The following is a 611-nucleotide window of genomic DNA, read 5'->3' as shown; positions in this document are numbered from 1 at the left end:
GGCGTTGCGCGCCGTGAGGCCGGGCATGGGGCAAGCGGCTTGCGGTTGTCGCGGCGGGTAGGCGATCCGGCCGCCGGAACGCGACAGGATCCCGGCGCCGGCCCGCGACCGCGCCGGAGGGCCTGACTCCATGCATGTCGTCTTCCGCGAAAGCCACGGGCTGGAGGAAACCGATACCCCGACCGACCTGGGCCAGAACCCGGCCGATCTGGTGGTGCTGTCCTTCTCCGACAGCGATCTCGGCGCCTTCGCCGCGGGCTGGCATCGGGCGCGCGAGGGCGGATCGGCGCTGCCCAGCTTGCGCCTGGCCAATCTGGCGGCGCTGAAACATCCGCTGTCGGTCGATACCTATGTCGAGCAAACGCTCGAGGGCGCGACGGGCATCCTGATTCGCTTGATCGGCGGCATCCCCTATTGGCAATACGGCATCCAGCAGGTCGAGGCGCTGGCGCGGCGCAAGGGCATCGCGCTGGCGGTGCTGCCCGCCGATGGCCGCCCGGATTCCCGGCTGGACGCGGTGTCGACCCTGCCGGTCTCCACCCTGCGCCGGCTGGCGCATCTGTGCGATACCGGCGGGCCGGTTTCAGCCCAGGCGGCGCTGGCACAGCTGG

The 611-nt window shown here is 71.4% G+C and carries 1 pseudogene; it reads left to right on the top strand.

Going from position 1 to position 611, the window contains the following annotated elements:
• Window positions 1–130 precede the first annotated feature (130 nt).
• Window positions 131–611 (top strand): annotated as a pseudogene (cobN, locus tag CVM52_RS26385) (cobaltochelatase subunit CobN); the annotation flags it as partial.

The sequence above is a fragment of the Pseudooceanicola lipolyticus genome (assembly GCF_002786325.1).
GTDB classification, from domain to species: domain Bacteria; phylum Pseudomonadota; class Alphaproteobacteria; order Rhodobacterales; family Rhodobacteraceae; genus Pseudooceanicola_C; species Pseudooceanicola_C lipolyticus.
The sequence above is the reverse complement of the archived record's forward strand: the minus strand, read 5'-3'. Positions and strand labels throughout refer to the sequence as shown.